Origin of the sequence: Pseudoxanthomonas gei, from assembly GCF_010119615.1 — a bacterium.
Classification (GTDB): domain Bacteria; phylum Pseudomonadota; class Gammaproteobacteria; order Xanthomonadales; family Xanthomonadaceae; genus Pseudoxanthomonas_A; species Pseudoxanthomonas_A gei.
In genome coordinates this window covers 129,570-152,038 of the sequence record NZ_QOVG01000006.1, presented here as the reverse complement: position 1 = coordinate 152,038, position 22,469 = coordinate 129,570, and the positions used below count along the sequence as shown (strand labels likewise).

The following is a 22,469-nucleotide window of genomic DNA, read 5'->3' as shown; positions in this document are numbered from 1 at the left end:
TAGGTCATCTTCAAAGCCCGACGACGACCCCATGGACCGCAAACTGCTCGACCTGCTGTGTTGCCCTGTCACGCGCCAGCCGCTGGCCCTGCTTGATGCGCCGGGTCTTGAAGCATTGAATAGGGGCATTGCCGCAGGCGGGGTCAAGCGCGCCGATGACACCGCGCAGACCGACACCCTGCGTGAGGCCTTGCTGACCCGCGATCGCAAGACGATCTATCGGGTGGATGATGGAATTCCGGTTCTGCTGGCCGAGGAAGCCATTGCCACGGCCCAGGTGGAAGGATTTCCCGGCTGATGCCACGCGACCTTTCGCCGCCTCCCGCGCACGTGGTTGCCGATGACGTGGCTCGCGCGCTGGCCGAAGACCTGGGCACGGGCGACGTAACCGCTGCGCTGTTGCCTGACGTCGCCGATGTTGCCTACCTCCTCTGCAAGGAAGACGCCGTGGTCGCGGGGCGGCCGTGGTTCGATGCATGCCACCGCGCGCTGGATCCTGCGGTGGTGATCGACTGGCGCGTGCAGGAAGGCGACCGCGTGCCGGCGGGCACCGTGCTGGCCACGCTGTCCGGCCGCGCTCGCGCGCTGGTCAGCGCGGAACGGGCCAGCCTCAACTTCATGCAGACACTTTCGGGAACGGCAACCACGACTGCCGCCTATGTGAAAGTTGTGGAAGGCACGGGCACCCGAATCCTCGACACGCGCAAGACCCTTCCCGGCCTGCGCCTTGCACAGAAGTACGCGGTGCGCTGCGGTGGCGGCAGCAACCACCGCATCGGCCTGTTCGATACGGTGATGCTGAAGGAAAACCATGTTCGCGCCGCCGGCTCGCTGACTGCCGCCGTACGTGCGGCCCGCCAGGCGCAGCCCGCGTTGCCGCTGGTGGTGGAAGTGGAAAGCCTGGCGCAGTTGGAGGAAGCACTTGCCGCCGGATGCGACCGCATCCTGATCGACGATTTCGACGTTGCCATGCGTCGGGCCGCCGTACGCATCGCCGCCGGGCGCATTCCGCTGGAGGTTTCCGGCGGAGTCAGCCTGGAAACACTGCGCGGCATCGCCGAGGACGGCGTGGATTTCATCTCGGTTGGCGGATTGACCAAGCACGTGCACGCCATCGACCTGTCGCTGAAACTCGGCCCTGCGCCGCGCTGACCGCCGATGACCCTGATTATCCTGATGATCGCCGGGGCGGCGCTGTTCGCCTACTGGAACGCCGCGCGCGCGGCTGCCGAACACGCCAAGCAACTGGGGCGCAATGCGTGTTCCGCTGCCGAGGTGCTGTGGCTGGACGAATCCGTGCACGCCTCGGGCATCCGCGTCCGGCGCGGCGAGGATGGTCGCCTGGGCTTCGAACGCAACTTCCGCTTCGAATACTCCTACGATGGCGTCGACCGCCATGTGGGTCGCATGGTCCTGCGGGGCGAGCGGCTGGTGTCCTTTGTCGGACCGGTCAGGCCGAGCGTGGCACCGATCAACCTGCACTGAGCTGTGCGTCGTAGCGTCCTAGGGGCCAGGTCCGGCCCACGATGCCTTTGGGTAGAGAAGCAGCAGCCCGCAAGCATCGCGGGCAAGGCCCGTTCCTGCGTGCGGGGCGGTATTACTTCACGACGCGCAGGTGCGGGCGTTTCGCAGGCCTGCCCGCGCCTTCGTCGGAGGGTGTTGCGGGCGAAGGTGGCTCATCGTCATCCCCTGGGCCGGTGGTGGCACCACCAATCTCGTCGGGCAGCGCCATGCCCTGCCCGGTTTCCCGCGCGTAGATGGCAAGCACGGCGGAAATCGGCACCATGACGGGATAGCTGACCCCGCCAAAGCGCGCACTGAAGCTGACCGAGCTGTTGTCGATCTGCAGCCGCACCACCGCGCGCTCGGCGATATTCAGCACCACCTTGCCTTCCTTCACCGAGCTGGGAGGCACCTGCACTCCGGCATGCGTGGCATCGACCAGCAGGTGCGGCGTCATGTCGTTGTCGGCAATCCACTCGGACAGCGCCCGCAACAGGTACGGACGATGGCTGGTCATGCGTGGTGTTTCATCGGTCATCGTTTGAGGTCAGGTCGTCCGCTTCGCGAACCGGGAAGTCGCCGGCTGCGCCGCCCGGGAAGGGTAAAGCAATGTGCTTGTCTTCACCATTTCCAGCAGCGACGCCGCCGCTTCACCCCCGACTGATCAGGCCGGGATCTCGCGCAGGCGCTTTTCCTGGTCGGTCAGGCTGCGCACGAACCCGGGATTGCGGAAGATGCGGTTGCCGTAGTCCTCGATGGCCTTGCCGTCCTTGGGCAGCGGGATGTCCAGCGAAGGCAGGCGCCAGATAATTGGCGCCATGGCGCAGTCGGCCAGGCTCATTTCCGGATTCAGGAAGAACTTGTAGGCCTTGAACAGCGGCACCGAAGCAGTCAGCAGTTCCTTCAGTCGCTTGCGCCCGGCCTCAGCCTGGGCCTTGTTGCCCATCTGGATGGCCTGTACCTGGGGCACCCAGTCGTGTTCCAGGCGCAGCATCGCCAGGCGCAGGCGCGCCCGCGACAACGGGTCGACCGGCATCAAGGGCGGATGCGGGTAGCGCTCGTCCAGATATTCACTGACCACCGAGGCGGCATACAGCACCAGGTCGCGCTCCACCAGCGTGGGCACGGAATGGTAGGGATTGAGGTCGATCAGGTCTTCAGGCGGATTCTGCGCATCCACCGGCACCAGATCGTAAGTCACGCCCTTGGCCGCCAGCACCAGTCGCACGCGATGGCAAAGCACGTCGTCAACAGAAGAAAACAGGGTCAAGGTATTTCGCATACGAGGACTCGCAGCCATCTGGCTCTCCGAACGACCGGAACCGCCGGTCGCATCGACGCCGGCAGCCCTTTGCTGACGGTCGCCACGGCCTCGAGTAGGAATGTTCCAGCCGGGCCGTGTTCCGGCCCGCCCCATTGATTCGCGCACCGCCACGAATCGGCTGGAAAATCCGCTTAGTGGACGTCCTTCCAGTATTCCTGCTTGAGCAGGAAGGCCAGGAAAGTCAACGCCACCAGGAACAGGATCACCCACACACCCATGCTCTGGCGCTTCAGGGCGGCAGGTTCGCCGGCATACTCGAGGAAGTTGGTGATGTCACGCGCGGTCTGGTCGAACTGTGCGGGGGTCTGGCTGCCCGGCTGTGCCAGCGTCAGTCCCTCGACGTGGCGTTCGCCGACTGCATCCGGCTCGCTCAGTTCCGCGTGCTGCATTCCCTGCATCTGCCACAACGGATTGGGCATGGATGCATTCGGGAACAGCTTGTTGTTCCAGCCCACCGGACGGCTTTCGTCCAGGTAGAACGACTTCAGGTACGTGTAGATCCAGTCGCTGCCGCGGACGCGTGCAATCAGGCTCAGGTCGGGCGGCATCTTGCCGAACCACTTGGTGGCCGGATCATGCGGCATGGACACCAGGATCTGTTCGCCGAACTTGGCACCGGTGAAGTTGAGGTTGGTCATCACCTCTTCCTCGGTCAGGCCCAGGTCCTCGGCCATGCGCGAATAGCGCAGGTACTTGAGCGAATGGCAGCCGGAGCAGTTGTTCATGTACAGCTGTGCGCCACGCTGCAGCGAGGCCCGGTCGCTGAGGTCGTTGCCGGCCTGCAGCGTGTCGCCACCTTCGGCCGCGGACACCGACAGTGTCAGCAGCATTGCGCCGAGGAACACGGCCAGGCGCGCGGCGAGCTTGCGCGAAATCAGGTTCTTAGTCATGCGTCGTCACCCGTTCCGGCACCGGCTTGGTTTTCTCGAAACCAAAGTATGTGTAGACCCACAGGAAGATGAAGAAGCCAAAATACAGCACGGTCAGCACGCGACCCACGATGGTCTCGACCGGATCGGTACCCGGCCCTGCGCCGATCTTGCCCAGGTAGATGAAGCTGAATGCGAAGATTCCAATGGCGATCTTGTAGGCCAGGCCGCGGAACTTGATCGACTTGACCTTGCCGCGGTCCAGCCATGGCACCAGGAACAGGACGGCAATGGCGGAGAACATCACGATGACGCCGATCAGCTTCTGCGGAATCACGCGCAACATCGCGTAGTAAGGCGTGTAGTACCAGACCGGCTTGATGTGCGCCGGGGTCACCAGCCGGTTGGCTTCGGTGAAGTTGTCGTGCTCCAGGAACCAGCCACCCACCGCCGGAATGAAGAAGATGATGAATGCGGCGATGATCAGCAGGAAGCCGACACCGACCAGGTCCTTGACCGTGTAGTAGGGGTGGAAGGGAATGCCGTCCTTGGGCGCCGTCGGCGACCAGCGGTTGCCCTTGGGACCATGCTTGACGTCGACGCCTTCGGGATTGTTCGAACCCACCTCATGCAACGCGCCCAGGTGCAGCACGACCAGCAACAGCAACACCAGCGGCAGTGCAATCACGTGCAGGGCGAAGAAGCGGTTGAGGGTGGCATCGCCGGGCAGGTAGTCGCCCATGATCCATTCGGTCAGCCCATTGCCGATCACCGGGATGGCGCCGAACAGCGAGATGATGACCTTGGCGCCCCAGAAAGACATCTGGCCCCACGGCAGCACGTAGCCCATGAAGGCTTCGGCCATCAGCACCAGGTAGATCAGCATGCCCAGGATCCAGACCAGCTCGCGCGGTTTCTGGTAGCTGCCGTAGATCAGGCCGCGGAACATGTGCAGGTACACGACAATGAAGAACAGCGAGGCGCCGGTGCTGTGCATGTAGCGGATCAGCCAGCCCCACTCGACGTCGCGCATGATGTATTCGACCGACGAAAAGGCTTCGGCCGCCGACGGCTTGAAGTGCATCGTCAGGAAGATGCCGGTGACGATCTGGTTGACCAGCACCAGCATGGCCAGCGAGCCCATGTAGTACCAGAAATTGAAGTTCTTCGGCGCGTAGTACTCGGTCATGTGCTTGCGATAGACCGGCAACAGGCCGGGGGTTCGCGCGTTGAACCATTCCACTACGTTGCCCGCGGTGCGGGTGATGATGTTGTTGGCCATGGCTTACGCGGCCCCCTGTGGATCGAGACCAATCACGATGGTGTTGTCGTCCTGGTAATAGTGCGGCGGCACCAGCAGGTTGATGGGTGCGGGAACGCCCTGGAACACGCGTCCGGACATGTCGAAGCGCGACTTGTGGCAGGGGCAGAAATAGCCGCCCTTCCATTCCGGGTCGTACGGCTCGGGCTTGATCTCCGCGACCATCTCCGGCGAGCAACCCAGGTGCGTGCACAGGCCAACCAGTACCGAGATGTCCGGCTTGACCGAACGGAACTCGGGGTTGCCCTTCAGCACGTATTCCGGCTGCTGTTCCTTGTTGGTGGACTCGGGATCGCGCAGGCGCCCGTCCAGGGTGGGCAACGCGTCCAGGATCGCCTTGGAACGCTTGACGATCCAGATCGGCTGGCCGCGCCACTCGAAGACCAGGCGCTGGCCTTCCTGCAAACCGGTCAGATCCGCCGTCACCGGCGCACCGGCCAGCTTGGCCCTTGCACTGGGATTCCAGGACTTTATGAACGGTACTGCTACAAATCCGGCACCCACCGCGCCCACCACAGCCGTGGTCGCGGTCAGGAACCGGCGTCGGCCCGTATTCACAGGCTCATTGACCCCATCATTTGCCATCCGGCACTCCGCAAAACATTAGGTAGCAAAAGGCTGCCAAAGCCGTCGCCGTTACTCGGGCGAGGACCACAAAAGATGGGAAATTGTAACGGAAGCCTTAATCAACCGACAACGTTGGCCGGTAAATCAATGACTTGTGGGTGCCTGAACGCCTGCAGGCGTTCAACGTGCGCCGACCGCGCCCCGATAACGGTCCGCCAGCTGCCCTACCCGGACCACGTAGCGCTGGGTTTCCTGGTACGGCGGCACGCCGCCATGGCGATCAACCGCACCCTCGCCCGCGTTGTAGCCGGCGGCGGCGAGGGTCAGGTTTCCATTGAAGCGCTTCAGCAGGAAGGCCAGGTATTGCACGCCCCCACGGATGTTCTGGCTGGCATCGTAGGAATTGGTGACCCCGAAACGACGGGCCGTGCCCGGCATCAGCTGCATCAGGCCCTGCGCGCCGGCGTGCGACAGCGCCATGGGATTGAACGAGGATTCGGCGTGGATGATGGCGCGCACGATGGCCTCGTCCACGCCGTAATCGCGGGCCGCGGCTGCGATCTCGGCCTGGTAGGACGCGGTGTTCAAGCGCAAGGTGCCGAAATTGACACCCGGATTGGCGGCGCATGCGAAACAGGTTTCGATGAAGCTGTACTTGATGGTGCGGACGCTGGCGATCGCGACCATGCCAGCGCCCCTGGGCTTGGTGCTGGTGTAATGGCGAACGCCATCCTTGATATAGGAGTAGACCTGCCCGCTGACTACCCGCCGGGTATTTCCGGCCCGCGGCGGGGTCGTGGCCATGGCGGAGGCCGTACTCCCGACCTTGGCCGAAGAGGATTCCACTGGGGTGATGACCGAACCCGTGCCGGCCATGCCGGTGGCGGTAACTGGCGTTGCGGGCAAGGAAACCCGGGTAGCGACGGGCGCGGACATGGCCGAGCCGCCGGACCGGCCAGGCGAATACCGGCTGATCACCTGGCAACTGGAGCCGCCGATGCGCTTGCTGACATAGCTCGGCACGCCGTCGGCGCCGGTGCACTTGTATAGCGTGCCGGCAGCAGCGGGCAATGCCAGCACAGCCGTCATGGCCGCCAGCGCCAGCAGCGCAAATCTTCGAGAAGCCCCCTTCATGCGCGGAGTGTCCCAAGTAAACCGGTGATTGCCAAGTGCTTGTGCGACAAAAGGATTTCTCCAGGAAGCGGAGGGTGACCCACTTCTCATTGCACGCGCCGGTTGTAGCGGCTTTGCCTAAGCAAACGCCAGCCGCATGCCAAGGCGGCCGCATGGCTTGGCGCCCCCCGCTAAACTAGGCGCCTCTTCCGCCAAAACCCGCCTGGATTACCCACCATGCCCGGGATCGCCCCCACCTCCCCGCCTGCCGCAGACGCCGCGCCGCTGCTGCCGCTTCCACACCCACAGCCAGCTACCGCGAAAGAAGCAACACCCGTGCCACTGCCTGCCCGGGGCAAGTTGTTCATCAAGACCCACGGCTGCCAGATGAACGAGTACGACTCGTCCAAGATGGCCGACGTGCTGGCCGATTCAGACGGGCTGGAGCTGACCGACAACCCCGAGGAAGCGGACGTCATCCTGATCAATACCTGCTCCATCCGCGAGCGGGCCCAGGAAAAGGTCTTCAGCCAGCTTGGCCGCTGGAAGTCGCTGAAGAAGGACGGCAAGCCGGTCCTGATCGGAGTGGGCGGCTGCGTCGCCTCCCAGGAAGGCGCCGCCATCGTCAAGCGCGCGCCCTACGTGGATCTGGTGTTCGGGCCGCAGACCCTGCACCGCCTGCCCGAACTGATCCGCGCCCGACGCGAATCCGGCCAGCCGCAGGTGGACATAAGCTTTCCCGAAATCGAGAAGTTCGACCGCCTGCCCGAACCGCGCGCCGACGGCCCGGCTGCCTTCGTGTCGATCATGGAAGGCTGCAGCAAGTACTGCAGCTTCTGCGTGGTGCCTTATACCCGTGGCGAGGAAGTCAGTCGCCCGTTCGAGGACGTGCTGGTGGAAATCGCGCAACTGGCCGGCAAGGGCGTGCGCGAGATCAACCTCCTGGGCCAGAACGTCAACGCCTATCGCGGACCGTATGGCGAAGGTGAAGTGGCTGACCTGGGATTGCTGATCCGGACCATGGCTGAAATAGAAGGGGTCGACCGCATCCGCTTCACCACCTCGCACCCGCTGGAATTCTCCGACTCGCTGGTCGAGGCCTATCGCGACGTGCCGCAACTGGCCAATTACCTGCACCTGCCGGTGCAGGCCGGCAGCGACCGCATCCTGGCGGCGATGAAACGCGGCTACACCACGCTGGAGTTCAAGCAGAAGATCCGCAAGCTGCGGGCGGTGCGGCCGGACATCTCGATCTCCTCGGACTTCATCGTCGGCTTCCCGGGTGAAACCGATGCCGATTTCGACAAGACCATGAAACTGATCGAAGACGTGGGCTTCGACCAGTCCTATTCCTTCATCTACTCACGCCGGCCAGGCACGCCCGCGGCGGACCTGGAGGACGAAACGCCCGAGTCGGTGAAGCACCAGCGGCTGGCCCGCCTGCAGGCCGCGATCAATGCCAATTCCACCCGCATCTCGCAGGGCATGCTCGGCAGCGTGCAACGCGTGCTGGTGGAACGCCACAGCACCCGCGACGCTTCCGAACTGACCGGGCGCACCGAGAACATGCGCTACGTCAATTTCCCCGGCAATGCGCGCCTGATCGGCCAGTTCGTCGACGTGGAAGTCACCGAGGTCATGGCCAACTCGCTGCGCGGAAAACTCCTGGTCAGCTGATGGCGGCCACGCCGCCAGTGGCGCATGCGTGACTCCCGCCAATGGATTCCACGAAACATGGGCAGTGGGTTTTCAATCCAGGCGCTTGTGGAACCGCAGGATCGCCAGCGACATCATCACCACGGTGAAGGCGAGCAGGGCCAGCACGTCCGGCCATAACTCCAGCAGGCTGGCGCCTCGCAGCACCACGCCCCGGATCAGGCGCACGAAATGGGTCAGCGGCAGCACTTCGGCGATCCATTGCGCCACCCAGGGCATGCCGTCGAAGGGGAACATGAAGCCGGACAGCAGGATTGAGGGCAGGAACAGGAAGAACGCCATCTGCATGGCCTGGAACTGGGTGCTGGCCGCCGTGGAGACCAGCAGGCCCAGGGTCAGGTTGGCGACGATCAGCAGCATGGCCGCGCCATACACGCCCCACAGGCTGCCGTTGATGGGCACCTTGAACAGCCACACCCCCAGCAGCAGCACCACCGTCGTCTGCACCAGGCCCACGCCGATATAGGGCAGGACCTTGCCCACCATCAATTCGCCACTGGACACAGGGGTGGTGATCAGCAGCTCCAGGTTTCCGCGCTCTTTTTCGCGCACGATGGCCATGGCCGTGAACATCACCAGGGTCATGGTCAGGATGACGCCTATCAGCCCCGGCACCACGTTCACCGCCGAACGTCGCTCCGGGTTGTACAGCGGCAGCACGCTGATCTGCCCCTGCAGTCGGCTGGGCCCCCGCCCGTCCAGGGGCATCTGCGCAAGCTGCCGCGCGGTGGCTTGCACCGACGTATCGCTGCCGTCGACGATGACCTGCAACGCCTCGCGCCCGTCGATCCTGCGGCGCTCGAAATCGGAGGGAATCACGATCCCGATCTTTATCTCGCCCTTGCGCAGCAGGGTCTGCAGCTCCTGGGGCGTACGCACGCCGGCTACCGGCCGGATCACGCCGGTAGCGAACAGATCCTGGGTCAGCGCGCGCGAACCGCTGGTGCCGGAAAGGTCGGCGACCGCCGCAGGCAGGTTACGCACGTCCAGATTGATGGCGTAGCCGAACAGCAGCAGCTGCAGTGTCGGAATGCCGAGCATCATCGCCACGGTCATCCGGTCGCGCGCCATCTGCCGCAACTCCTTCACCATCACCGCGAAGATCTGTTGCGCCTTCATGCCGCCTGCGCCTTGTGCCCGGAATGGGTGGCGGAAACGAATACGTCCTCCAGGTTCGGCTCTATGGGCATCACGTCCGCCGCGATGCCCCTGGACCGCAGGAACTCGTGCAGCTGCGATTCCATTCCGGCAGCGGCGTCGGTCAGCACGCGCAGGTCGTTGCCGACCTGGGCCACGCTGATTACGCCCTGCGCGGCGTGGAGGGCGGCCTGTGCCTTGCGCGGCTCACTGGCGCGCACGCCGATAGTGCGGCCGGCCAGGCCGTGGGTAAGGTCTGCAGGCGTTCCATCGGCGACCAGGCGTCCGGTATCGAGGATGGCGATGCGATGGCAGCGCTCCGCTTCGTCCATGTAATGGGTGGAGACGAGGATGGTGGTGCCGGCATCGGCCAGGTCGAAGAGCTTCTCCCAGAAATCGCGACGCGATTCCGGATCGACCGCGCTGGTGGGTTCGTCCAGGAACAGCAGCTCCGGCTTGTGGACAATGGCGCCGGCAAGCGCCAGGCGTTGCTTTTGTCCTCCGCTCATCGTGCCGGCGAGCTGCCTGGCGCGATCGGCAAGGTTGTAGGCGCCAAGCAGTTCCTCTATGCGCGAACGGCGCCTGTCTTTCGGCAACCCTTGCACGGTGGCCAGAAATTCCAGGTTCTCGCGCACCGTGAGGTCTTCGTACAGCGAGAATTTCTGGGTCATGTAGCCGATACGCTTGCGCAGTTCCTCGGCCTGCTGCGGAATCTTCAGGCCCAGCACCTCGATCTCGCCCGCGCTCGGCGTCAGCAGGCCGCACAGCATGCGGATGGTGGTGGATTTCCCGGAACCGTTCGGCCCAAGGAATCCATACACGCTGGAACGCGGTACGTTCAGGTCCACGCCATCGACGGCCTGCATCGCTCCAAAGCGTTTGCTCAGCCCGCGCGCGCGGATGACCGTATCGCTGGATTCGTGCGGGATCATGCAGTGGAACCGAGGCAGAAAACATCCGTCATTCCCGCGAAGGCGGAAACCCGGTGACTTTGCTCATGCGCTCCAAGCCGAACCCCGCGAGCCGAAGGCGCTGGGCACCCCCCTTTGCGGCAGTGACAAGCGTAAGCAACACCACGGAAACTACTTTCCATCTGCAGTCGCCGCAAACTCGACGCGCACCGGCATCCCGGCGGGCAGGTCGGCATCGGCCTTGTCCAGGGTGATTTCGGCCAGGTAGCTCAGTCGCTCCGCATCACGGCCGGACAGCGCGTAATACGGCGTAAAGCTCGGCTCGCTGCGAATCATGCGCACGCGGCCGTCAAAGGCAGCCTCGCGACCGTCGACGAACACGCGCGCCATCTGCCCCACCCTGACGTTCACGCGCATCGGCTCCGGCACGTACACGCGTGCGTAAGGAGCGTCGCCCACCAGCAGGATCGCCAGCGGCGAACCCACCGGCGCCTGGTCGCCCAGCTTGTAGGGCAGGCTGTCCACGCGGCCTGCGCGCGGCGCGACGACATTGAGCTTTTCCAGCGAGACGCTCTGGGCCAAGGCCTGGGCCTCCGCGGCAGCGACCGCCGATCGCCCCTGCGCGACCTGCTCGCTGCGCGTACCGCGCTCCAGTTCGAGCAGGGCCGACTGCGCTGCGCGCACCTGCGCCTGGGCGTTGCCGGCCGCGGCACGCGCCCGATCCACGTCGGCGGCGGCCACCAGTCTCTGCCTTCCCAGCGGCTGCAGGCGCGCGTAGTAGGCGCCGGCATCGGCGGCCTGCGCCTGCGCAGCCGAAAGTTGGGCGCGGGCCTGGGCAATCTCCTCGCTGCGCGGACCCGCTTCCAGTTCGGACAACGCTTCACGGCTCTGCTGCGCCTGCGCCTGCACGACGGCCAGCTGCGACTGGGTCCGGGTCAATTCAAGTTGCATCAGTGGGGCGCCAGCCACTACCTGCTGGCCTTCGCGTACGTCCATGCGCACGATTTTCTCGGCCACCGGCGCCGGCAGCGTGACCCGGTCCCACTCCAGCGTACCCAGCACCTGCGATTCGCCCGGTTGGCAGGCCGACAAGGCCAGCGCACACAGAAGCATCAGAGGAAGCGTTTTCCTATTGCTCACGGTCCAGCTCCAATCCGCGATCCAGCAAAGAAAGCGTATGCAGGCGCACGGTGTCGAAATTGAGGTCATCGGCGTTGAACAGGCGCCGCCAGATCGGAGCGCCTGCGGCCGGGAACAGGGTCAGCCCCACCAGTGAAACCATCAGCAGGCGTGGATCCAGATCAGGATTGATCCGTCCCTTTGCCTGGGCCTCGGCGAAGCGGCCAGCCATCATTTGCGGAAGCTGCGGCCCCAGCTGTTCGAACAGCAGGTCGCGCAGCGCGCCGCCGTCGCAAAGCACCTCGCGTACCCACAGGGCAGGCAGCCACGGATGCTCGACCACGATGGCGCCGATACCGTTGACAAAGCCCCCGATCAGCGCGGCGATGTCGTCCCCCGCCTTCACCAGCGGTTCGCGCAACCCCGTGAACACAGGAAGGATCTTGCGGCTGATCACTTCCGCCTGCAGCTGCTCCTTGTCGCCGAAGTAGTAATGCAGCAGTGCCGGCGTCACTCCAGCCTCGCTGGCTATATCGCGCAAGGAGGTCGCAGCGATGCCCTTGCGCACGAAACAGGCCAATGCCGCGTCCACCAGTTGCAGGCGCAGGTCAGGCGAGTCGGCCACCGGGCGGCCGGGCGAGCGTCGCTTCGCGGCCTTTCTGTGCGGGGCCGGTGTGGGGTTCGTATCGGGAACAGGCGGAGAGCTGGTCATGGACTAATATTTAATTCATCAATTAATTAACTGCAAGTCGCTGCCGACGAACGGTTATCGTCTGGTCGCCTTCACCCGCCCGCGATACCCTGCACCGCCCACTGCGGCCCGCTTGCCATCGACCAGAACGCCCCAAAGTTGTGGGTCTTCGTACTCGAGGCCGTACCCCTTCCCGATACTCCCGATTTCCAGGAATTCGGTGGCGCCTTCGTGCTCTGCTACCAGATCCCCGGACTGGCCGAGGATCCTGTTCGCCGCGCCAGCGAATTTCTGCGCGAAGCCGGCTGGCGTGTCACGGGGGTGCAGGAAGATCCCAGCCAGGTCCGACGCGAGGACGCGCCCGACGCCTCGCACTTCGATCACGCACTGATCGACGACGAGGCTTACGTATTCCACCAATGGCGCGTCGACGACGCCGATGACCAGACCAGGCACTGAGCAACCCATGACTGCAACCGAAAAACGCGAATTCCTGCTTGAACCCGAGAACATCGAGCACCTGGCCAACCTGGCCGGCCCGTTCGACGCGCACCTGCGCCAGATCGAATTGCGCCTTGGCGTGGAAATCGCCAACCGCGGCAACATCTTCAAGGTCACCGGCCCTGCTGCGGAAGTGAAAGCCACCGAGAAGCTGCTGCGCGCGCTGTACCAGGAGGCCGGCGAGGAGACTTTCGACAGTGAAGCCATCCACCTGCGGCTCAACGAGGCCAACGTCTCCCATGTAGCTTCTGGCGGATACGAGCCGCAGGAAGTCGCCATCAAGGTCAAGCGCGGCACCGTGCGCGGGCGCGGCCCCAACCAGGCCGGTTACCTGCATGCCATCGCCACCCATGACATCAACTTCGGCATTGGCCCGGCCGGCACCGGCAAGACCTTCCTGGCCGTGGCCAGCGCGGTGGAGGCACTCAACGAATCGCGGGTGCAACGCCTGATCCTGGTGCGGCCGGCGGTGGAAGCCGGCGAGAAGCTCGGTTTCCTGCCGGGCGACCTGAGCCAGAAAGTCGATCCCTACCTGCGACCGCTCTACGACGCGCTCTACGAAATGCTGGGCGTGGAAAAGGTGATCAAGCTGCTGGAGAAGAACGTCATCGAGATCGCGCCGCTTGCCTATATGCGCGGACGCACGCTCAACGATGCGTTCGTGATCCTGGACGAGGCGCAGAACACCACCATCGAACAGATGAAGATGTTCCTGACCCGCATCGGCTATGGCAGCACCGCGGTGGTCACCGGCGACCTGACCCAGATCGATCTGCCCAAGCACGTCAAGTCCGGACTTAAGGACGGGCTGGAAGTGCTGCGCGGGGTGGAAGGAATCAGCTTCACCTTCTTCACTTCACGCGACGTAGTGCGTCATCCGCTGGTGGCGAAGATCGTGCAGGCTTACGATGCGCGCGATGGCAAGGATGCCGATGCCGAACAGATCTGATGCAGTGACCTTTCTTTGTAGAGCCGGCTTTCCGGCTGCTTATTCGTGAACCAGCCAGAACCATCAACAGCAGCCGGGCAAGCCCGGCTCTACAGAAATCAAACCATGACCCAGGGTCCCGTGATACTCGAAGTCTCCGTCAGCTACGCCCTGCCGCGTGCGGGACTGCCGTCGGCGGTCAGCTTCCGCAAGTGGGTCGCCGCGGCGCTGGACGGGCGCATCCGCGAGGCCGACCTGGCCGTGCGCATCGTCGACACCAAGGAAGGACGCGCACTCAACCGCCATTACCGCGGCAAGGACTACGCCACCAACGTGCTGAGCTTTCCGGCGGAAATCGCCGAAGGCGTGAAGATGCCGAAGGGCTTCAAGATGCCGCTGCTCGGCGACCTGGTGATCTGCGCACCGGTGGTGGCACGTGAGGCCAGGGAGCAGAAGAAGAAGCTTGCGTCCCACTACGCCCACCTGACCGTGCACGGCGCCCTGCACCTGCTGGGCTGGAACCATGAAGACGACCGCGAGGCCGAAGCAATGGAACAGCTGGAACGCGAAATCCTGGCCGAACTCGGCATCAACGACCCCTACACCATCGAGGACTAGGCATGCGCCGTCTCCTGCTTTCCCTGGCGCTGTCGCTGCCATTCCCGGCGCTGGCCCAGACCGTGCCAGCTCCGTCGACTCCCGCCGCCACTACCGCCGTCGATGCGGAAAAGCTCGACCTGGCCCGGATCGACCTGCCGGCCCTGATCGAGTGCCGCAAGGAACTGGCTGATTTCCACTACCTGGCGCCGGCGCTGGCCGATCCGCTGCAGGCCGTGGCGCTGGGCTGGCGTCCCCTACCGCAAGCCAACCTGTTCATGACCGAGTTCATGTTGAACACCCCCATCATGGTGTTCGGCCACGCCACCGACCATATCGCCTTCACCGGCGACAGCATCATCGGCCTGCTCGACCTGCCCGACCCGCGGCCGCTGGCCAAGCAGCTTGAGCTCGAGACCGCCATCGACACGCCGGCCAAGGCCATGTTCGGCAAGGAACTGGTCAGCATCGAGGAACCCAATGCCGAAGCCGGCGTCACCTTCATCCGCTCGGTGGTCCTCAATGTCTCCAATGTGGCCTCGCATCCGGGCAAGACCCTGGTCGGCTGCAGCTACAGCCTGGACCTGGCCGAGGATCCCGAACCGGCGGCCGCAACGGCGCCGTCCGTCGACGCAGCCCCCTGAGCGGGCCTGCTAGACTGCCGCCGACGCCCTCCCCCCGGGCTGCATCCCAGCAAACACGCAATGTCAGAAGACGACAGTATTCCCGCGCCGGACGCCTCCGAGAAACATCCGGAGAAGCGGCGCACCTGGCTGGACCGCATCAGTTCGGCGTTCTCCGGCGAACCTTCCTCACGCGATGACCTGGTCGCGCTGCTGCGCGATGCGCAGGCCGACGGCCTGATCGCCAGCGACACCCTGCGCATGATGGAAGGCGCCATCGCCGTGGCCGACCTGACCGTGGGCGACGTGATGATCTCGCGTTCGCAGATGGTGTCGCTGCCCGTCTCCTCGCGGTTCCTTGACCTGATGAAGGAAGTGGTGGAGTCGGGCCACTCGCGCTTCCCGGTGCATGGCGAGAACAAGGACGAGATCCTGGGCATCCTGCTGGCCAAGGACCTGCTGCGTGGTGTGGTCGCCGACAACGGGCCGGGCAACGTGCGCGAGCTGCTGCGGCCGGCGGTGCTGATCCCCGAGTCGAAGAAGCTCAACCTGCTGCTCAAGGAATTCCGCCTGTCGCGCAACCACATGGCCATCGTGGTCGACGAGTACGGCGGCGTCGCCGGCCTGGTCACCATCGAGGACGTGCTGGAGCAGATCGTCGGGGAGATCGACGATGAGCACGACGATGCCGAGGAAGGCGCCGACCAGATCGCCGCCCACGCCGACGGCCAGTACGTGGTCGACGCGCTTACCCCGATTTCCGATTTCAACGAACGTTTCGGCGCCCACTTCCCCGACGACGAATACGACACCGTCGGCGGCCTGGTCACCGCCGCCATCGGCCACCTGCCGGACACCGACGAGGAACTGACCCTGGGGCGCTTCGAATTCCGCGTAGCCAAAGCCGACGCACGCCGCGTGCATGCGTTCCACGTCGCCGTGCTTCCCGATAACTAGGTTGTCCGCCCGCGCTCACATGCTGGTCCGGTTTCTGCTGCCGGCCCTGTTCCTGGGGTTGCTTGCGCTTGGCAATGCGGCGTGGGCGGCTACGCCCGCCGCCGCCCCGCGCATCGGCGTGATGACCATGCAGCCCGGCGAGATCTTCTTCGAGCGCTTCGGCCACGACGCAATAGTGGTGGTGGATGCGCAGACCGGTGAGGCGACCTCGTACAATTTCGGCTTCTTCGACATGGCCGAGCCCGGCTTCGTCGACCGCTTCGCCCATGGCGACATGCAGTACTACCTGGTCGCCCTGCCCCTGCAACAGGACCTCTCCTATTACCGCGAGGTCGGGCGCGGGGTGAAACTGCAGTGGCTGGACCTGCCCGCCGACCAGGCACGCTCGCTGGCCGCGGCACTGGCCGAACGCGCCAAGCCTGAAAACGCGCGCTACCGCTACGACTACTTCACCTCCAACTGTTCCACCCAGGTGCGCGATTCGCTGGACACCGCGATGGGCGGGGCGCTGAAGCCGCAGATGGTCGGCCGCTCGCGGGGCAACACCTTCCGCAGCGAAGCGGTGCGCCTGGTCTCGCCGGTGCCGTGGATGTGGCTGGGTTTCGACATCGGCCTGGGGCCGTATGCGGATGTGCCGATGTCGCGCTGGGAAGAGGCCTACGTGCCGATGCGCCTGGCCGACAGCCTGCGCGAGGCAAAGAACGCGGCGGGGCGCCCGCTGGTGCAGGCCGAGCAGGTTCTTGTCGAGCACCGCATCTCGCCGGAACCAGCCGAGCAGCCGCGGCACTGGTGGCCGTGGCTGCTGGCCGGCCTGGCGATTGCCGCGGCCATCGTGCTGGTGGCGCCACGCAAGCCGCGACTGCTGGCCGCACTCGCCATGCCGTTGTGGCTGGTGTGCGGCCTGTGCGGCGCGGTGCTGGTGTTCCTGTGGGGTTTCACCGAACACCAGGCGGCATGGGCCAATCGCAACCTGCTACTGCTCAATCCGCTGTGCCTGCTGCTGCTGCCCGGGGCGGTCACCCTGCTGCGCGGGCGCCGTCCTGCAGCGTGGTTCGGCTGGCTGTTGATGACCGTCGCCGGACTCGCGGCAGTGGCGTGGATCATCCACTGGCTGCCCTTTGCACTACAGTACAACCAGAGCTGGATCGCCCTGCTGCTGCCGGTGCATGCGGCGCTTGCATACGTATTCGGCCGGCGACCCAGCTTGTTGCGGTGAGTCCACTGGCGCAGGATGCGGGCTCATTGCCGCTACCCGGATGCCCGCATGCTCCTTCGCCTGTTCGCGCTGACCGTCCTGTGCGTTTCCACCCAGGTGCTGGCGGCGCCGTCGGCTCCGGTCCTACCGAAGGTCGGCATCGCTTCGCCTGATGGCAGCCTGGCGGTGGAAGTCACCACCGACAATGACGGCCGGCCCAGTTACGCTGTATTGCGCGGCGGCAAGCCGGTCATCACGCCTTCGCGACTTGGCTTCATCTTCCTGGACGTGCCCAAGTTCGAACGCAACTTCGTCATCGCCCGGCATTCGGAGTCCAGCTTCGACCAGAGCTGGGAGCAGCCCTGGGGCGAGCGCCGCCGCATCCGCAACCACTACAACGAGCTCCGCGTCACCCTGAAGGAAAAGACTGCACCCAAGCGCAGCATCGACGTGGTGTTCCGCGTCTATGACGACGGCCTGGGTTTCCGCTACGAATTCCCGAAGCAGCCCGGCCTGGAGCAGGTGAGGATCGGCAGCGAACTGACCGAGTTCAACATCGCCGAGCCGGCGACCGCGTGGTGGATTCCGGCCGGCGAATGGAACCGCGAGGAATACCTCTACCACCGCACGCCACTGCAGGAAGTCGGCGATGCGCAGACCCCCATCACCCTGCGCACCGACAACGGCCTGCACCTGTCCATCCATGAGGCCGCGCTGGTCGACTACGCCGGCATGAACCTCACGCGCATCGAAGGCCGCAAGCTCAGGGCCGACCTGACGCCCGGCATCGGCGATGGCAAGGTGGTGCGCAATGCACCGTTCAACACGCCCTGGCGCACGTTGCAGGTGTCCGACGATGCCGGCGGGCTGGTGACTTCGTCGCTGATCCTCAACCTCAACGAACCCAACACGCTCGGGGATGTGTCCTGGGTCAAGCCGATGAAGTACGTGGGGGTGTGGTGGGAAATGCACCTGGACCGGAAGACGTGGGCGTCCGGCCCCAAGCATGGCGCCACCAATCAAAACGTGATGAAGCACATCGACTTCGCTGCCAGGCACGGCTTCGGTGGCGTGCTGGTCGAAGGCTGGAACGTGGGCTGGGATGGCGACTGGTTCGGCAATGGCGAGGACTTCAGCTTCACCCAGCCGTATCCGGATTTCGATATCGAAAAGCTCGCCGCGTACGCGAAGTCGAGGAACGTGCGACTGATCGGCCATCACGAGACCTCCGGCAACGCCGCGCATTATGAATCGCAGATGGACGCGGCCTTCGACCTGTACCAGCGGCTGGGCATCAACGCGGTCAAGACCGGCTATGTCGCCGATGCCGGCCAGGCCAAGGTCATGGGCCTGGCCGGCAAGGTGCATTACGCCTGGCATGAAGGCCAGGACATGGCGCGTCATCATCTCAAGGTGGTCACCGAGGCGGCCAAGCGCCATATCGCCGTCAACCCGCACGAACCCATCAAGGACACCGGCCTTCGCCGCACCTATCCCAACTGGATATCGCGGGAAGGTGCCAGGGGCATGGAGTTCAGCGCCTGGGGCGTGCCTGGCAACCCACCCGAACACGAGGCCAACCTGGTATTCACCCGCCTGCTGGCCGGGCCCATGGACTACACGCCCGGCATCTTCGGCATGAAGACGCGCGCGCCCGACGGCGTGGCCACCACCTGGGCCAAGCAGCTGGCCCTGTACGTGGTGATCTACAGTCCGATCCAGATGGCCGCCGATCTGCTGGAGAACTACGAGAAGAATCCCGGCCCGTTCAAGTTCATCGAGGACGTGCCGGTGGACTGGGACGAGACCCGGGTGCTCAATGGCGAAGTCGGCGACTACGTGACCATCGTGCGCAAGGACCGCAATTCGGACGACTGGTACCTGGGCTCGGTGTCGGACGAGGAAGCGCGGGAACTGCAGGCACCGCTGTCGTTCCTGCAACCTGGGCGAAAGTATGTGGCGCAGATCTACCGCGATGGTGACAAGGCAGACTGGAAGCGCGCCCCGCAGGACATCGTGATCGAGGAACGCAGCGTCACCAGTGCCGACACGCTGACCCTGCGGCTGGCGCCGGGCGGCGGCCAGGCGATCCGTTTCGTCGCCCGATAAAGGCCCGCTGTGCGCTCGGCGCAGTTCGCGCGGCTTGCCGGGCCGGCCGCGGTGGCGCACGATTCGCACCTATGAATTATTTGAACAAGCCCGTGCTTCCCTCCTGCGTAATCAACTGCGTCGTCTATGACAAGGAAGGCCAGCGCCACGACATCACCCTGGATGCGATCAGCGACGTACTGGCGCAGGACGATGGCAGTTTCGTATGGGTGGGACTGTACGAGCCGGCCGACGAGATACTGGAGAAACTGCAGGAAGAGTTCTGCCTGCACGATCTGGCCGTGGAGGATGCGCAGAACGCGCACCAGCGGCCCAAGGTGGAGGCCTATGGCAATTCCATGTTCGTGGTCACCCACACCGCGCAGGTGGTGGACGAGAAGATCGTCTACGGCGAAACCCATGTGTTCGTGGGGCCGCGCTATCTGGTGACCGTGCGCCACGGCGCGTCGCTGTCGTATGCGCCGGTGCGTGAACGGGTGGAGCGCGAACGCGAACTGCTGGTGCTGGGGCCGTCGTATGGCCTGTACGCGGTACTGGATTTCATCGTCGACAACTACCGTCCGATCATCGACGAGTTCCGCGATACCGCCGATTCGCTGGAGCAGGCGATCTTCGCCGACACCTACAGCCGCGACACGGTGGTGCGGCTGTACGAACTGAAGCGCGAACTGAGCAAGATGCGCCTGGCGGTGGGTCCCCTGCAGGATGTGCTGGCCCAGCTCAGCCGCACCCAGAGCGCGCTGGTCCCCGAGGAAGTGAGGCTGTACTTCCGCGACGTCCACGACCACGCGCTGCGCGTCAACGAGTCTCTGGATACCCTGCGTGAAATGTTGACCACGGCCTTGAGCGTGAACCTGTCGCTGGTGACGCTGGGCCAGGGCGAGGTGGTCAAGCGCCTGGGTGCGTGGGCGGCGCTGCTGGCCGCGCCTACCCTGATTGCCAGTTGGTACGGCATGAACTTCCATCACATGCCGGAGCTGGACCAGGCCTATGCCTATCCCGTGCTGATCGTTGGCGTGGCCGTGGTCTGCGGGGCACTGTATGCCATGTTCAAGCGCGCCAAATGGCTTTGAGGCCCGCGGGCTGGCGATGCGGCGCTGCACAAAGTCCCGCGCAGGTCATTAAGACCAAAGTTGCAGGCTGAATCCGCCGTTACACATTGACCCCCATCGCGCATGGGAGGACTCTACCGGCAGTTCACCGGAGGGGTTCGCATGAAGGGTTTCTCGAAGTTGGCATGGGCCGCGCTCGCCGTACTCGGCGCGTTCTGCCTGGGCACCGTCGCCTTGCGTCGTGGCGAACAGATCAACGCGCTGTGGATAGTGGTCGCGGCGGTTTCGATCTACCTGGTGGCGTATCGCTACTACAGCCTGTTCATCGCCGACAAGGTGATGGGACTGGACCCCACCCGCGCAACCCCGGCCGTACTGCGCAACGACGGACTCGACTTCGTCCCCACCAACAAGCACGTGCTCTTCGGGCACCATTTCGCCGCCATTGCGGGCGCGGGCCCGCTGGTCGGACCGGTGCTCGCCGCACAGATGGGCTACCTGCCCGGCATGTTGTGGCTGATTACCGGCGTGGTGCTGGCCGGCGCCGTCCAGGACTTCATGGTCCTGTTCATCTCAAGCCGCCGCGACGCGCGTTCACTCGGCGACCTGGTACGCGAGGAAATGGGCAGGATTCCCGGCACCATCGCCCTGTTCGGCGCGTTCCTGATCATGATCATCATCCTGGCGGTGCTGGCGATGATCGTGGTGAAGGCGCTGGCGGAAAGCCCTTGGGGCATGTTCACCGTGATGGCCACCATCCCCATCGCGGTGTTGATGGGCGTGTACATGCGCTACATCCGCCCCGGCAGGATCGGCGAGATCTCCATCGTCGGCATTGCATTGTTGCTGCTCTCCATCTGGCTGGGCGGCAAGGTCGGCGCGCATCCCGTCTGGGGCCCGGCGTTCACCTTCACCGGCACCCAGATCACCTGGATGCTGATCGGCTACGGTTTCGTCGCCGCGGTGCTGCCGGTGTGGCTGATCCTGGCGCCGCGTGACTACCTGTCCACCTTCCTCAAGATCGGCACCATCGTCGCGCTGGCCATCGGCATCGTGATCGTGATGCCCGAGCTGAAGATGCCGGCGCTCACCCAGTTCACCGACGGCACCGGTCCGGTTTGGAAAGGCGGCCTGTTCCCGTTCCTGTTCATCACCATCGCCTGCGGTGCGGTTTCGGGCTTCCATGCACTCATTTCGTCCGGCACCACGCCCAAGCTGCTGGCCAGCGAAGGCCATATCCGTTACATCGGCTATGGCGGCATGCTGATGGAATCGTTCGTCGCGATCATGGCGCTGGTGGCCGCCTCGGTGATCGAGCCGGGCATCTACTTCGCCATGAACAGCCCGGCTGCCGTGATCGGCACTGACGCGGTTTCGGCCGCGGCCAAGATCACCGAATGGGGCTTCACCGTCACTCCCGACATGCTGACCGCCACCGCCACCGACATTGGCGAGAAGACCATCCTCTCGCGCGCCGGTGGCGCGCCGACCCTGGCGGTGGGTATCGCGCACATCCTGCACAACGTGATGCCAAGCGCGAACTCCATGGCGTTCTGGTACCACTTCGCGATCCTGTTCGAAGCCCTCTTCATCCTGACCGCGGTCGATGCGGGGACGCGTGCCGGCCGCTTCATGCTGCAGGACCTGCTGGGCACCTTTGCGCCAGCCTTGCGCCGCACCGAATCCTGGGGCGCCAACGTCATCGCCACCGCCGGTTGCGTGGCCTTGTGGGGCTACTTCCTGTACCAGGGCGTGGTCGATCCGCTGGGTGGCATCAACACCTTGTGGCCGCTGTTCGGCATCGCCAACCAGATGCTGGCCGGCATCGCGCTGATGCTGTGCACGGTGGTGCTGTTCAAGATGAAGCGCGACCGCTATGCCTGGGTCACCATCCTGCCAGCCACCTGGCTGCTGATCTGCACCGTCACTGCCGGCTTCATCAAGATCTTCGATTCGAACCCGGCCGTCGGCTTCCTGGCACAGGCCGCCAAGTACCGCGCCGGCATCAATGCGGGCGAGATCGTGGCACCGGCCAAGAGCATCGAGCAGATGCAGCAGATCGCGACCAACAGCTACGTCAATACCGTGCTGACCGCGCTGTTCCTGTTCGTTGTGTTCAGCGTGCTGGTCTATGCGGTAGGCGCCGTGCGCAAGGCACGCGCCAACCCGCAGCGCAGCGACCGTGAGACGCCGTATGTGAAGGTCGATCCCAACGCGTTGGTCGGACTGTGAAGCG

General features: G+C 64.7%; 23 protein-coding genes. 13 read left to right on the top strand and 10 right to left on the bottom strand.

Going from position 1 to position 22,469, the window contains the following annotated elements; all coding sequences use genetic code 11:
* Positions 1 to 31 precede the first annotated feature (31 nt).
* Genes DT603_RS10470 through DT603_RS10460 form a run of 3 tightly spaced genes read left to right on the top strand, consistent with a single transcriptional unit; the run spans position 32 to position 1,485 of the window.
* Entirely contained in the window at positions 32 to 298 is a 267-nt protein-coding gene (locus tag DT603_RS10470; protein WP_162349827.1) for a Trm112 family protein, read from the top strand.
* Positions 298 to 1,152: a carboxylating nicotinate-nucleotide diphosphorylase gene (nadC, locus tag DT603_RS10465; protein WP_162349826.1), complete on the top strand. Its 855-nt coding sequence runs from the start codon at positions 298 to 300 to the stop codon at positions 1,150 to 1,152. Before DT603_RS10470 ends, nadC begins: the two co-directional genes overlap by 1 nt.
* A 6-nt stretch (positions 1,153 to 1,158) precedes the next feature.
* Positions 1,159 to 1,485, top strand: a complete 327-nt coding sequence (locus DT603_RS10460; protein WP_162349825.1) for a DUF3301 domain-containing protein — start codon at positions 1,159 to 1,161, stop codon at positions 1,483 to 1,485.
* 112 nt (positions 1,486 to 1,597) lie between these two features.
* Here the strand turns inward: DT603_RS10460 and DT603_RS10455 are convergent, their stop codons facing one another.
* The 6 genes from DT603_RS10455 to DT603_RS10430 all read right to left on the bottom strand — a co-directional run bounded on the left by DT603_RS10455 (position 1,598) and on the right by DT603_RS10430 (position 6,718).
* Complete coding sequence (locus DT603_RS10455; protein ID WP_162349824.1) at positions 1,598 to 2,041, bottom strand: ClpXP protease specificity-enhancing factor; 444 nt, start codon at positions 2,039 to 2,041, stop codon at positions 1,598 to 1,600.
* A 126-nt stretch (positions 2,042 to 2,167) separates the two neighbouring features.
* Positions 2,168 to 2,803, bottom strand: a complete 636-nt coding sequence (locus tag DT603_RS10450; protein WP_162349823.1) for a glutathione S-transferase N-terminal domain-containing protein — start codon at positions 2,801 to 2,803, stop codon at positions 2,168 to 2,170.
* A 155-nt stretch (positions 2,804 to 2,958) separates the two neighbouring features.
* The gene (locus DT603_RS10445; RefSeq protein ID WP_425500958.1) at positions 2,959 to 3,657 is read right to left on the bottom strand and encodes a cytochrome c1; all 699 of its coding nucleotides are present in this window, start codon (positions 3,655 to 3,657) and stop codon (positions 2,959 to 2,961) included.
* Positions 3,658 to 3,709: 52 nt separating this feature from the next.
* Positions 3,710 to 4,978 carry a cytochrome b gene (locus DT603_RS10440; RefSeq protein WP_162349821.1) on the bottom strand — a complete coding sequence of 423 codons (1,269 nt, stop codon included), beginning with the start codon at positions 4,976 to 4,978 and terminating at the stop codon, positions 3,710 to 3,712.
* Positions 4,979 to 4,981: 3 nt separating this feature from the next.
* On the bottom strand, positions 4,982 to 5,602 hold the full coding sequence (petA, locus tag DT603_RS10435) for a ubiquinol-cytochrome c reductase iron-sulfur subunit (RefSeq protein ID WP_162349820.1): 621 nt from the start codon (positions 5,600 to 5,602) through the stop codon (positions 4,982 to 4,984).
* 162 nt (positions 5,603 to 5,764) lie between these two features.
* On the bottom strand, positions 5,765 to 6,718 hold the full coding sequence (locus tag DT603_RS10430; protein ID WP_162349819.1) for a lytic transglycosylase domain-containing protein: 954 nt from the start codon (positions 6,716 to 6,718) through the stop codon (positions 5,765 to 5,767).
* A 216-nt stretch (positions 6,719 to 6,934) separates the two neighbouring features.
* Between DT603_RS10430 and miaB the strand changes: the two genes are divergently transcribed.
* Positions 6,935 to 8,374, top strand: coding sequence for a tRNA (N6-isopentenyl adenosine(37)-C2)-methylthiotransferase MiaB (gene miaB, locus DT603_RS10425; protein WP_162349818.1), 1,440 nt, complete (start codon positions 6,935 to 6,937; stop codon positions 8,372 to 8,374).
* A gap of 72 nt (positions 8,375 to 8,446) precedes the next feature.
* Here the strand turns inward: miaB and DT603_RS10420 are convergent, their stop codons facing one another.
* From DT603_RS10420 to DT603_RS10405, 4 genes are all read right to left on the bottom strand, one after another.
* A complete protein-coding gene (locus tag DT603_RS10420) occupies positions 8,447 to 9,532 on the bottom strand; it encodes an ABC transporter permease (RefSeq protein ID WP_162349817.1) in 1,086 nt (361 codons plus the stop codon).
* Positions 9,529 to 10,452 carry an ATP-binding cassette domain-containing protein gene (locus tag DT603_RS10415; RefSeq protein ID WP_162349927.1) on the bottom strand — a complete coding sequence of 308 codons (924 nt, stop codon included), beginning with the start codon at positions 10,450 to 10,452 and terminating at the stop codon, positions 9,529 to 9,531. The genes DT603_RS10420 and DT603_RS10415 overlap by 4 nt, the downstream gene beginning before the upstream one ends.
* A 180-nt stretch (positions 10,453 to 10,632) precedes the next feature.
* Complete coding sequence (locus tag DT603_RS10410) at positions 10,633 to 11,574, bottom strand: HlyD family secretion protein (RefSeq protein ID WP_162349926.1); 942 nt, start codon at positions 11,572 to 11,574, stop codon at positions 10,633 to 10,635.
* Positions 11,575 to 11,590: 16 nt separating this feature from the next.
* Positions 11,591 to 12,205 carry a TetR/AcrR family transcriptional regulator gene (locus tag DT603_RS10405; protein ID WP_343037748.1) on the bottom strand — a complete coding sequence of 205 codons (615 nt, stop codon included), beginning with the start codon at positions 12,203 to 12,205 and terminating at the stop codon, positions 11,591 to 11,593.
* Between the two features lie 225 nt (positions 12,206 to 12,430).
* On the opposite strand from DT603_RS10405, the gene DT603_RS10400 reads away from it, so the two are divergent.
* From DT603_RS10400 to DT603_RS10360, 9 genes are all read left to right on the top strand, one after another.
* Positions 12,431 to 12,730 (top strand): hypothetical protein, encoded by a 300-nt coding sequence (locus DT603_RS10400; protein WP_162349815.1) that lies wholly within the window; start codon positions 12,431 to 12,433, stop codon positions 12,728 to 12,730.
* 7 nt (positions 12,731 to 12,737) lie between these two features.
* Positions 12,738 to 13,721, top strand: a complete 984-nt coding sequence (locus DT603_RS10395) for a PhoH family protein (RefSeq protein ID WP_162349814.1) — start codon at positions 12,738 to 12,740, stop codon at positions 13,719 to 13,721.
* Between the two features lie 105 nt (positions 13,722 to 13,826).
* Positions 13,827 to 14,318, top strand: a complete 492-nt coding sequence (ybeY, locus tag DT603_RS10390; protein ID WP_162349813.1) for an rRNA maturation RNase YbeY — start codon at positions 13,827 to 13,829, stop codon at positions 14,316 to 14,318.
* A 2-nt stretch (positions 14,319 to 14,320) separates the two neighbouring features.
* Positions 14,321 to 14,941, top strand: coding sequence for a hypothetical protein (locus tag DT603_RS10385; RefSeq protein WP_162349812.1), 621 nt, complete (start codon positions 14,321 to 14,323; stop codon positions 14,939 to 14,941).
* A 60-nt stretch (positions 14,942 to 15,001) separates the two neighbouring features.
* Positions 15,002 to 15,877: a CorC family transporter gene (locus DT603_RS10380; RefSeq protein WP_162349811.1), complete on the top strand. Its 876-nt coding sequence runs from the start codon at positions 15,002 to 15,004 to the stop codon at positions 15,875 to 15,877.
* Positions 15,843 to 17,093 (top strand): lipoprotein N-acyltransferase Lnb domain-containing protein, encoded by a 1,251-nt coding sequence (locus DT603_RS10375; RefSeq protein ID WP_211368384.1) that lies wholly within the window; start codon positions 15,843 to 15,845, stop codon positions 17,091 to 17,093. The genes DT603_RS10380 and DT603_RS10375 overlap by 35 nt, the downstream gene beginning before the upstream one ends.
* 48 nt (positions 17,094 to 17,141) lie before the next feature.
* Complete coding sequence (locus tag DT603_RS10370; RefSeq protein ID WP_162349809.1) at positions 17,142 to 19,181, top strand: glycoside hydrolase family 97 protein; 2,040 nt, start codon at positions 17,142 to 17,144, stop codon at positions 19,179 to 19,181.
* A 71-nt stretch (positions 19,182 to 19,252) separates the two neighbouring features.
* Positions 19,253 to 20,254, top strand: a complete 1,002-nt coding sequence (gene corA, locus DT603_RS10365) for a magnesium/cobalt transporter CorA (RefSeq protein WP_162349808.1) — start codon at positions 19,253 to 19,255, stop codon at positions 20,252 to 20,254.
* Between the two features lie 141 nt (positions 20,255 to 20,395).
* Positions 20,396 to 22,465: a carbon starvation CstA family protein gene (locus DT603_RS10360; RefSeq protein ID WP_162349807.1), complete on the top strand. Its 2,070-nt coding sequence runs from the start codon at positions 20,396 to 20,398 to the stop codon at positions 22,463 to 22,465.
* Positions 22,466 to 22,469: the final 4 nt, after the last annotated feature.

Excerpts from the sequence above, each read along its gene's own strand:
- DT603_RS10450 (WP_162349823.1), bottom strand. The coding sequence starts at position 2,803 with ATGGCTGCGAGTCCTCGTATGCGAAATACCTTGACCCTGTTTTCTTCT.
- DT603_RS10360 (WP_162349807.1), top strand. The coding sequence starts at position 20,396 with ATGAAGGGTTTCTCGAAGTTGGCATGGGCCGCGCTCGCCGTACTCGGC.
- DT603_RS10385 (WP_162349812.1), top strand. The coding sequence starts at position 14,321 with ATGCGCCGTCTCCTGCTTTCCCTGGCGCTGTCGCTGCCATTCCCGGCG.
- nadC (WP_162349826.1), top strand. The coding sequence starts at position 298 with ATGCCACGCGACCTTTCGCCGCCTCCCGCGCACGTGGTTGCCGATGAC.
- ybeY (WP_162349813.1), top strand. The coding sequence starts at position 13,827 with ATGACCCAGGGTCCCGTGATACTCGAAGTCTCCGTCAGCTACGCCCTG.
- DT603_RS10455 (WP_162349824.1), bottom strand. The coding sequence starts at position 2,041 with ATGACCGATGAAACACCACGCATGACCAGCCATCGTCCGTACCTGTTG.
- DT603_RS10370 (WP_162349809.1), top strand. The coding sequence starts at position 17,142 with ATGCTCCTTCGCCTGTTCGCGCTGACCGTCCTGTGCGTTTCCACCCAG.
- DT603_RS10430 (WP_162349819.1), bottom strand. The coding sequence starts at position 6,718 with ATGAAGGGGGCTTCTCGAAGATTTGCGCTGCTGGCGCTGGCGGCCATG.
- DT603_RS10410 (WP_162349926.1), bottom strand. The coding sequence starts at position 11,574 with ATGCTTCTGTGTGCGCTGGCCTTGTCGGCCTGCCAACCGGGCGAATCG.
- DT603_RS10395 (WP_162349814.1), top strand. The coding sequence starts at position 12,738 with ATGACTGCAACCGAAAAACGCGAATTCCTGCTTGAACCCGAGAACATC.
- DT603_RS10420 (WP_162349817.1), bottom strand. The coding sequence starts at position 9,532 with ATGAAGGCGCAACAGATCTTCGCGGTGATGGTGAAGGAGTTGCGGCAG.
- DT603_RS10380 (WP_162349811.1), top strand. The coding sequence starts at position 15,002 with ATGTCAGAAGACGACAGTATTCCCGCGCCGGACGCCTCCGAGAAACAT.
- DT603_RS10375 (WP_211368384.1), top strand. The coding sequence starts at position 15,843 with ATGCGTTCCACGTCGCCGTGCTTCCCGATAACTAGGTTGTCCGCCCGC.
- DT603_RS10445 (WP_425500958.1), bottom strand. The coding sequence starts at position 3,657 with ATGCTGCTGACACTGTCGGTGTCCGCGGCCGAAGGTGGCGACACGCTG.
- corA (WP_162349808.1), top strand. The coding sequence starts at position 19,253 with ATGAATTATTTGAACAAGCCCGTGCTTCCCTCCTGCGTAATCAACTGC.
- petA (WP_162349820.1), bottom strand. The coding sequence starts at position 5,602 with ATGGCAAATGATGGGGTCAATGAGCCTGTGAATACGGGCCGACGCCGG.
- DT603_RS10440 (WP_162349821.1), bottom strand. The coding sequence starts at position 4,978 with ATGGCCAACAACATCATCACCCGCACCGCGGGCAACGTAGTGGAATGG.
- DT603_RS10460 (WP_162349825.1), top strand. The coding sequence starts at position 1,159 with ATGACCCTGATTATCCTGATGATCGCCGGGGCGGCGCTGTTCGCCTAC.
- DT603_RS10470 (WP_162349827.1), top strand. The coding sequence starts at position 32 with ATGGACCGCAAACTGCTCGACCTGCTGTGTTGCCCTGTCACGCGCCAG.
- miaB (WP_162349818.1), top strand. The coding sequence starts at position 6,935 with ATGCCCGGGATCGCCCCCACCTCCCCGCCTGCCGCAGACGCCGCGCCG.